The organism is Streptomyces sp. A0642, assembly GCF_004795105.1.
Taxonomy (GTDB): Bacteria; Actinomycetota; Actinomycetes; order Streptomycetales; family Streptomycetaceae; genus Streptomyces.
Genome location: NZ_SSBL01000039.1, coordinates 47,702 through 54,381, shown reverse-complemented (window position 1 = coordinate 54,381; position 6,680 = coordinate 47,702). Strand labels below are relative to the sequence as shown.

The following is a 6,680-nucleotide window of genomic DNA, read 5'->3' as shown; positions in this document are numbered from 1 at the left end:
ACGGTGGGATCATCCGGCACGGCGCGAAGCTGCTGTACGCCTACTGCAACGCGACGGTGCCGAGGATCTCCCTGATCCTGCGCAAGGCCTACGGCGGTGCCTACATCGTCATGGACAGCCAGTCCATTGGCGCGGACCTCACCTACGCATGGCCGACCAACGAGATCGCGGTGATGGGCGCCGAAGGCGCCGCCAACGTCATCTTCCGCCGGCAGATCGCCGGCGCCGAGGACCCGGAAGCCATGCGGACCCGCATGGTCAAGGAGTACAAGGCCGAACTGATGCACCCGTACTACGCCGCCGAGCGCGGCCTGGTCGACGACGTCATCGACCCTGCCGGGACCCGCGAGGTCCTGATCGCCTCGCTGGCGATGCTCCGCTCCAAGCACGCCGACCTGCCGTCGCGCAAGCACGGCAACCCCCCGCAGTAGTCGAGAACGCCGGGGGCGGTGGGTGCGCTCCCCTGGGGCCAAGCCGCTGAGCCCCGTAATCAGGAGACATGTGATGGTCAAGCAGGACCGTGCGGCGCGCACACGTCAGTCGTTGATCCGGGCCGCCGCCGAAGTGTTCGCGCAGGAGGGCTTCGCGCCCGCTTCGCTCGCCGCGATCAGCCGCCGGGCCGGAGTGAGCAACGGCGCGCTGCACTTCCACTTCGAGAACAAGAAGATGCTCGCCCGAGCCGTCGTGGACGAGGCGGCGGAGAGCGTGCGCCGGATCATCGAAGAGGCGGTGAACGGGGGAGGAAGCACTCTGCAGGTGCTCGTGGACACCACGCACGAGCTGATGAGCAGCCTGGCCGGCGACATCGTGATCCAGGCCGGCTTCGAGCTGGGCGGGGACCTGGCCTGGCGGGAGGAGCCCCGGCTCCGGCAGCGCTGGCAGCGGTGGATCGAGGACATGCTGCAGCGTGCCGACGCCGAAGGCGGACTGGCCGAAGGAGTGTCACCCGCCGACGCCTCGCTCGCCATCGTGGCCGTGACCGTGGGCCTGGAAGTGCTCGGCGGCGAGGACAAGCAGTGGCTGTCCACGGAGACGGTCACCGGGTTCTGGGACCTGGTGCTGCCGAGGCTGGCGAGTTCGCACCGTCCGTGCAGGTCGGTTCCCTCCCCGAGGCACGGCCTCGCGCCCCTCGCGACTCCGGCGGCCCAAGCAACGGACTGATCATGCTGTTTTGAGGGCCCGGCAGGGAGGAAGCCTGCCGGGCCTCCCCTCCGCACCCCCGGGTGCGGAGGGTTCTCTGTTTTGTACGATCCGCGAAAGCCCAGGTCAGCAGCGTAAGGCGGGGTCAACTGAGGCAAAATAAAACAGCGTAGACGGTTTGATATTGACAAACCGTGTGTCCTGTTTTTTACTCGAGGTACTTCCGAGCGGCTCACGATTCATGCACGAATAGGGGAAACGGCGTGGATATCGATGTACTGGGCGCGTTGGCCGTCCGCGAGAACGGGGTCTCGGTGACGCCGACGGCGCCGAAGCCGCGTCAGGTACTGGCTCTGCTGGCGCTGCACGCCGACCAGGTCGTGCCCGTGGCCACGCTGATCGAGGAGCTGTGGAGTGACCGCCCGCCGCGCAGCGCACGCACCACGCTGCAGACCTACGTACTGCAGCTGCGGGACCTCATCGCGACCGCGCTTCGAGGGGACCCGGAAGGGGCCGCGCCGCGCTCCGCCAAGGACGTGCTCGTCACCACGCCGGGGGGCTACCTGCTCAACACCGCCGGTGGCACCAGCGATGTGCGCGAGTTCGAGCGGCTGGCGGGGCTGGGGTACCGGGCGATGGACGCGGGCGACTTCCCGGGCGCGGCACGGCAGCTGGGCGACGCGCTCTCGCTGTGGACCGGCTCCGCACTGGCCGACATCCAGGCCGGGACACAGCTGGAGAGGGAGATCCGGCGGCTGGAGGAGACCCGGCTCTGTGCGCTCGACCAGCGCATCGAGGCCGATCTGCGGCTGGGCCGGCACCGCGAGCTCCTGGGGGAGCTGACCGTGCTGGTCAGCCGTTACCGCACCCACGAGAACCTGCACGGCCAGTTCATGCTGGCACTGCACCGCTCCGGGCGCCGCAGCGAGGCGCTCGACGCCTATCAGCGGCTGCGCTCGGTTCTGGTACGGGAGTTGGGGTTCGAACCCTCCGCCGGACTGCGGCGGCTGCAGCGTTCGATCCTGATGTCAGGTCCTGAGCCCACCCCCGACCCGGTTGCTGCCGGTGGCGAGCGACTCAGCCGGGTCGGCTGAGGAGAAGGCGGTCGAGATGCAGGCCAGATCGCAGCGGACCCGCCAGAGGCTGGTCCACGCGGGCGCGGAGATGTTCAACCGGAACGGCTATGCCCACGCGACACTGGGGCAGATCGCCGGAGCCGCCGGGATGACGAAGGGGGCGCTGTACTTCCACTTCTCCTCCAAGGACGGGCTTGCCGACGCCGTGCAGGAGCGGGGGCGCGCCATGTTGCAGGACTTCGTCAGGGAGCACGGGGAGGCAGGCGTACCGCCGGTGCAGATGCTCATCGACATGACGCACTGGCTGGCCAGGACCCTCCATGACGACCCGGTCATCCGGGCCAGCTTCCGGATCACCAATGAGCGCGCCGGACGCCAGCCACCGGTAACCGACTTCCATCAGGTCTGGATCACCCAGGTGCAGCGGCTCCTTGGCCAGGCCCGCCGGGCGGGGGCGCTGCGGGAGCGCGCGAGGGGTAACGGGCCCGCATCGCTGCTGTCCGCGACGGTGTGCGGTATCGGGGTGCTGGCAGGCACCGGTCTGCCCTACCCGCGGCTCAGCGACCGGGTCGCCGCGCTGTGGGCCCCGCTGCTGTGGGCGCTGGTGCCGCCCGAGGACATCGCCGGCTATCGCACCGGCCCGCCGGCCCCTGCCGCGAGCCTTCCCCCGGCGGCTGTCGCCGGCGAACTCCCGGACGCCGTGCCGCCGCCGGGAGCCGCGGCGGGCAACGCGCCGGCCGGCACACCCAGCGCACCGGATCCCGCGACCAGACTCGCTCCTACCGCGTAGTCGCGAGGAACAGTCCCTCCCGGGGACCAGGTCGAGCCCGCACATTTTCAGCACGGGCGGCGCTTGCCCCTGTTCACACGCGCCTTCGCCTACATCCTTACTGCCGGCCGGGACAGACTTTGGAGCCCCTCCATGCCCCACGCACACCAGACTCCCCTCAGGACGAGCGCCGTTGCGCAGCCCCGCGACATGGTGACCGATCTCGTCGCGGCGCTCGCCGGCGTACTGCGGCTGAAGCCCGAGAAGATCAATCCCGAGCAGACCTTCCGGTCGCTGGGCGTCGACTCGCTGCTCACCGTCGAGTTCATCGCCACGGTGAACGCCCGGTACGGCACCGCCATGAAGGCCTTCGCGCTGCTCGACCATCCGACCCCGCTGGACTTCGCCCGGCATGTGGCCAGCGAGCTGGGGGTACGGGCCTTTCCGGCCGCGGTCCCGCCCACGCCGTCGCCGGCGCCCGTGCCCGTTGCCGGGGCTGCGCCCCTGCCGGGCGGGCCGGTTTTGGCGACCGCATCCCCCGACCCCGGCACGCGCAAGATACTCGACCTCCTGCGTGAGGAACTCGCCCGCCTCCTGTGCTGCGACCCCTGGGACATCGAGCCCACCGCCGCCTTCGGCCTGCTCGGGGTGGACTCCATCATCGGCGCGCAGTTCGTGGCGGTCATCAACCGCACCTACGGCATGAGCGAGCGGGCGGTCACGCTCTACGACCACCCCGACCTCACCGCCCTCGCCGTGCACATCGCCTCCGCCAGCAGGACCCCGGCGGCCCCGCAGGCTCCGGTGAGTGCGGTTTCGGGGACGGCGGCTCCGCAGCCCGGCCCACCGGGGGTGCAGGCGCTGCTCGACGCGGTACGCGACGACCGGCTCACCATCGACGAGGCGCTCACGCTGCTGCCCGGCCGGTCTTGAACCGGCGGGCTCGAACAGGCGGAAGACCATGGACGAACGAGACATACTCATCCGGTTCAAAGCCGGAACCCTGGAGCGCGGGCAGGCCGTGCGGCTGCTGGCCGAACTGGAGGCCGGGCCCGGCCCGGGGACCCCGCAGCCGCAGCCGCAGCCGCAGCCGCAGCCGCAGCCGCAGCCGCAGCCGCAGCCGCAGCCGCAGCCGCAGCTGCCGGCTCCGCACAGCGCCGACGTCCCGGACACCGGCGACCGGTTCGCCGTCATCGGCATGGCCGGCCGGTACCCCCTGGCCCCCGATCTGCGGGTCTACTGGCAGAACGTGCGCGAAGGACGGGACACCTCGACGGCCGCGCCGCCCACCCGTCCCGGCGGATCGCCGCTCGGCGCGGGGCAGCGCGGACACTTCCTGGACGGGGCCGCCGACTTCGACGCCGAATTCTGGGGGCTGAGCACCCAGCGGGCGAGCCTGATCGACCCACAGGACCGGCTCTTCCTCGAAACCGCCTGGGAGGCGCTGGAGGACGCCGGCTGCACCGGCACCCGGCTCGACTCCCTGACCGGTCCCGGCGGGTCGCCGCGCGGCCTCGGGGTGTTCGTCGGGGTCAGCTCCCGCGACTACGCGCTGGTGGCCGCCGAGGCCTGGGCGCGCGGCGGCCGGGAGATGCCGGAGAGCGGCCACGGGGGCCTGGCGGGCCGGCTGTCCGGCCTGCTCCAACTGAGCGGCCCGGCGCAGGCCGTCGACACCGCCGAGTCCTCCGCCCTCGTCGCGGTGCACCTCGCCGTCGGTGCGCTGCGGCGCGGAGAGTGCGCGGCAGCCGTGGCCGGCGGGGTCGAGTTGCTGCTGCACCCCTCGCGCGGCCGGCCGGGCGCCGGAGAGGGCGTGGGCGCGGTGGTCCTCAAGCCGCTCGCCCGCGCACTGTCCGACGGCGACCATGTGCATGCCGTCGTATGCGCCACCTCCACGGGCGCGGGCGCCCGGACCGGCACCTCGGGCGTGCGCGCAAGGACCGGCCCACCGGGCGTGCGCGAGACCCGCGAGACCACGGAGTGCCGGGTGGGCCGCGCCGGGGCCGTCACCGGTCTCGCGGCCCTGACCGCTGCTGTCCTCCAGCTGCGGTACGCCACCCTCGCGCCCGCCCGGAGCGGGGACACGGCCACGTCCTGGCCCAGGCCCCGCGATGCGTCGGGCCGGGAGCTTCCCCGGGTGGCCGTCGTCGAGGTCACCGGTGCGGGCGGCCCGTTCGACGCCCGCGCCGTCCTGGAGGAGTTCGTCCCGGGCCGCCATCCGGGGCCCGGCCACCACGACGCGTGGGACGACACCGTCGAACGCGACGAGCTGATCCTGCTGTCCGCCCCCACCCCCGGCCATCTCACCGCCACCGCCGCCCGGCTCGCCGACTGGCTCGCCTCCGACAACGGCGGGAGCGGGAACACCGCCACCGGTGACGAGCGGGTCGCAGTCGCCGATGTGGCCCGCGCCCTGCGGGCCGGCCGCGCCGCACAACCCTGCCGGATCGCTTTCCCCGCCCGCGACATCCCCCAACTGGTCAGCTCGCTCAGGGGGTTCGTGGACCGCGACGCGGACGCCGAGGAAACCGGCGGCCACGTGTGCGGCCGCCGCGCCCACCACGGCTGCGTTCCCGCCAGCGGTGTGCGTTACGCGGACCTGCGCACGGGCGGATCCGATGTGCTGGGCCTGGGCGATGCGCCCGAGACCCGCGACTTCCTCGGCGCCCTGTGGCGCGGTGGCCGTATCGAGCAGCTGACCCGCCTGTGGCTGTCCGGCCTCGACGTCCACTGGGCCGCCCTGGAGTCACCGCCGGGCCCCGGCCGCGCTCTGGTGCCGCTGCCCCCTTCGGCCTTCCTGCGCCGTCCCCTGTGGATCGGGCCCCAGGCGGCCGCGGCGGGGACGGGGAGGGAGGGATGACCGGCCTCGTGGCGGCGCAGTACTCCCTCACCGCTCTGGAGCCCGACCGGCCCGAACCCGTCAAACTGTGGTTCTGCCCCAACGACGAACTCACCCCCACCCTCGCCACCACCCTGGCCACCCACTGGCTGGACGAGCACGAGCGGGAGATCGCCGCCCAGTTCCTGTTCGAGCGCGACCGCCGTCAGTACCTCGTCGCCCACACGCTCGTACGGCGGGTCATCGCGCTGGAGGGCGGGGTGCCCGAGGCGGAGGCCGTGATCTGGCGGTCCTCGCGGGGGCGGCCGTTCCTGCACAAGCCCGTGGAAGGGCTCCCGCGAGGCGGCCGGGAGCTCGACTTCAACCTGTCCCACACCGCCGGCCACAACTTCCTCGGCGTCGTCCGGCGCCATCGGATCGGGGTGGACGTGGAGCGCCTGGACCGGGACGACCAGGGATTCGACGCGGTCGTGCAGACCTTCGCGGACGAGGAACAGGCATGGGTGGCCCGGGCCGCGCCGGGCCGCCCCCGCAACCGCCGGGTGCTGCGGCTGTGGACGCTGAAGGAGGCGTACTCCAAGGCGCGTGGCCTCGGCCTCGGGCTGCCCTTCGACAGCTTCGCGTTCACCCTGGCCGAAGACCGGGGCGTACGGGGCTTCCGGCCGCCCAAAACCGAGAGCGCCCACCCGTGGCGGTTCATCGAACTGGAGCCGGTGCCCGATGTGCTGGCGGCCGTCGCCGTGGCGGCCGATAGCGATGTGCCCTCCGTCCTCCAACTGCACCACGGGTTCCCGTGGGACCGCAGCGCACCGCGGCTGCTGGACCTGCCGGAACCGGTGGCTTGAGTCCTGTCATCGGG

7 protein-coding genes are annotated in these 6,680 nt (G+C 72.4%); all 7 read left to right on the top strand.

Annotated elements, in window-relative coordinates; translation table 11 throughout:
• Positions 1 to 431, top strand: a 431-nt coding sequence (locus E6R60_RS34360) for a carboxyl transferase domain-containing protein (RefSeq protein WP_276614103.1), incomplete at its 5' end; no start/stop codon positions are given.
• Positions 432 to 504: 73 nt separating this feature from the next.
• Positions 505 to 1,161 (top strand): ScbR family autoregulator-binding transcription factor, encoded by a 657-nt coding sequence (locus tag E6R60_RS34355; protein WP_136330645.1) that lies wholly within the window; start codon positions 505 to 507, stop codon positions 1,159 to 1,161.
• 242 nt (positions 1,162 to 1,403) lie between these two features.
• Complete coding sequence (locus E6R60_RS34350; protein ID WP_136330644.1) at positions 1,404 to 2,234, top strand: AfsR/SARP family transcriptional regulator; 831 nt, start codon at positions 1,404 to 1,406, stop codon at positions 2,232 to 2,234.
• 16 nt (positions 2,235 to 2,250) lie between these two features.
• The gene (locus tag E6R60_RS34345) at positions 2,251 to 3,006 is read left to right on the top strand and encodes a ScbR family autoregulator-binding transcription factor (RefSeq protein ID WP_136330643.1); all 756 of its coding nucleotides are present in this window, start codon (positions 2,251 to 2,253) and stop codon (positions 3,004 to 3,006) included.
• Between the two features lie 132 nt (positions 3,007 to 3,138).
• Complete coding sequence (locus tag E6R60_RS34340; protein ID WP_136330642.1) at positions 3,139 to 3,918, top strand: acyl carrier protein; 780 nt, start codon at positions 3,139 to 3,141, stop codon at positions 3,916 to 3,918.
• Between the two features lie 28 nt (positions 3,919 to 3,946).
• A complete protein-coding gene (locus E6R60_RS34335; RefSeq protein ID WP_136330641.1) occupies positions 3,947 to 5,842 on the top strand; it encodes a polyketide synthase in 1,896 nt (631 codons plus the stop codon).
• Entirely contained in the window at positions 5,839 to 6,666 is an 828-nt protein-coding gene (locus E6R60_RS34330; protein ID WP_136330640.1) for a 4'-phosphopantetheinyl transferase superfamily protein, read from the top strand. Before E6R60_RS34335 ends, E6R60_RS34330 begins: the two co-directional genes overlap by 4 nt.
• Positions 6,667 to 6,680 lie beyond the last annotated feature (14 nt).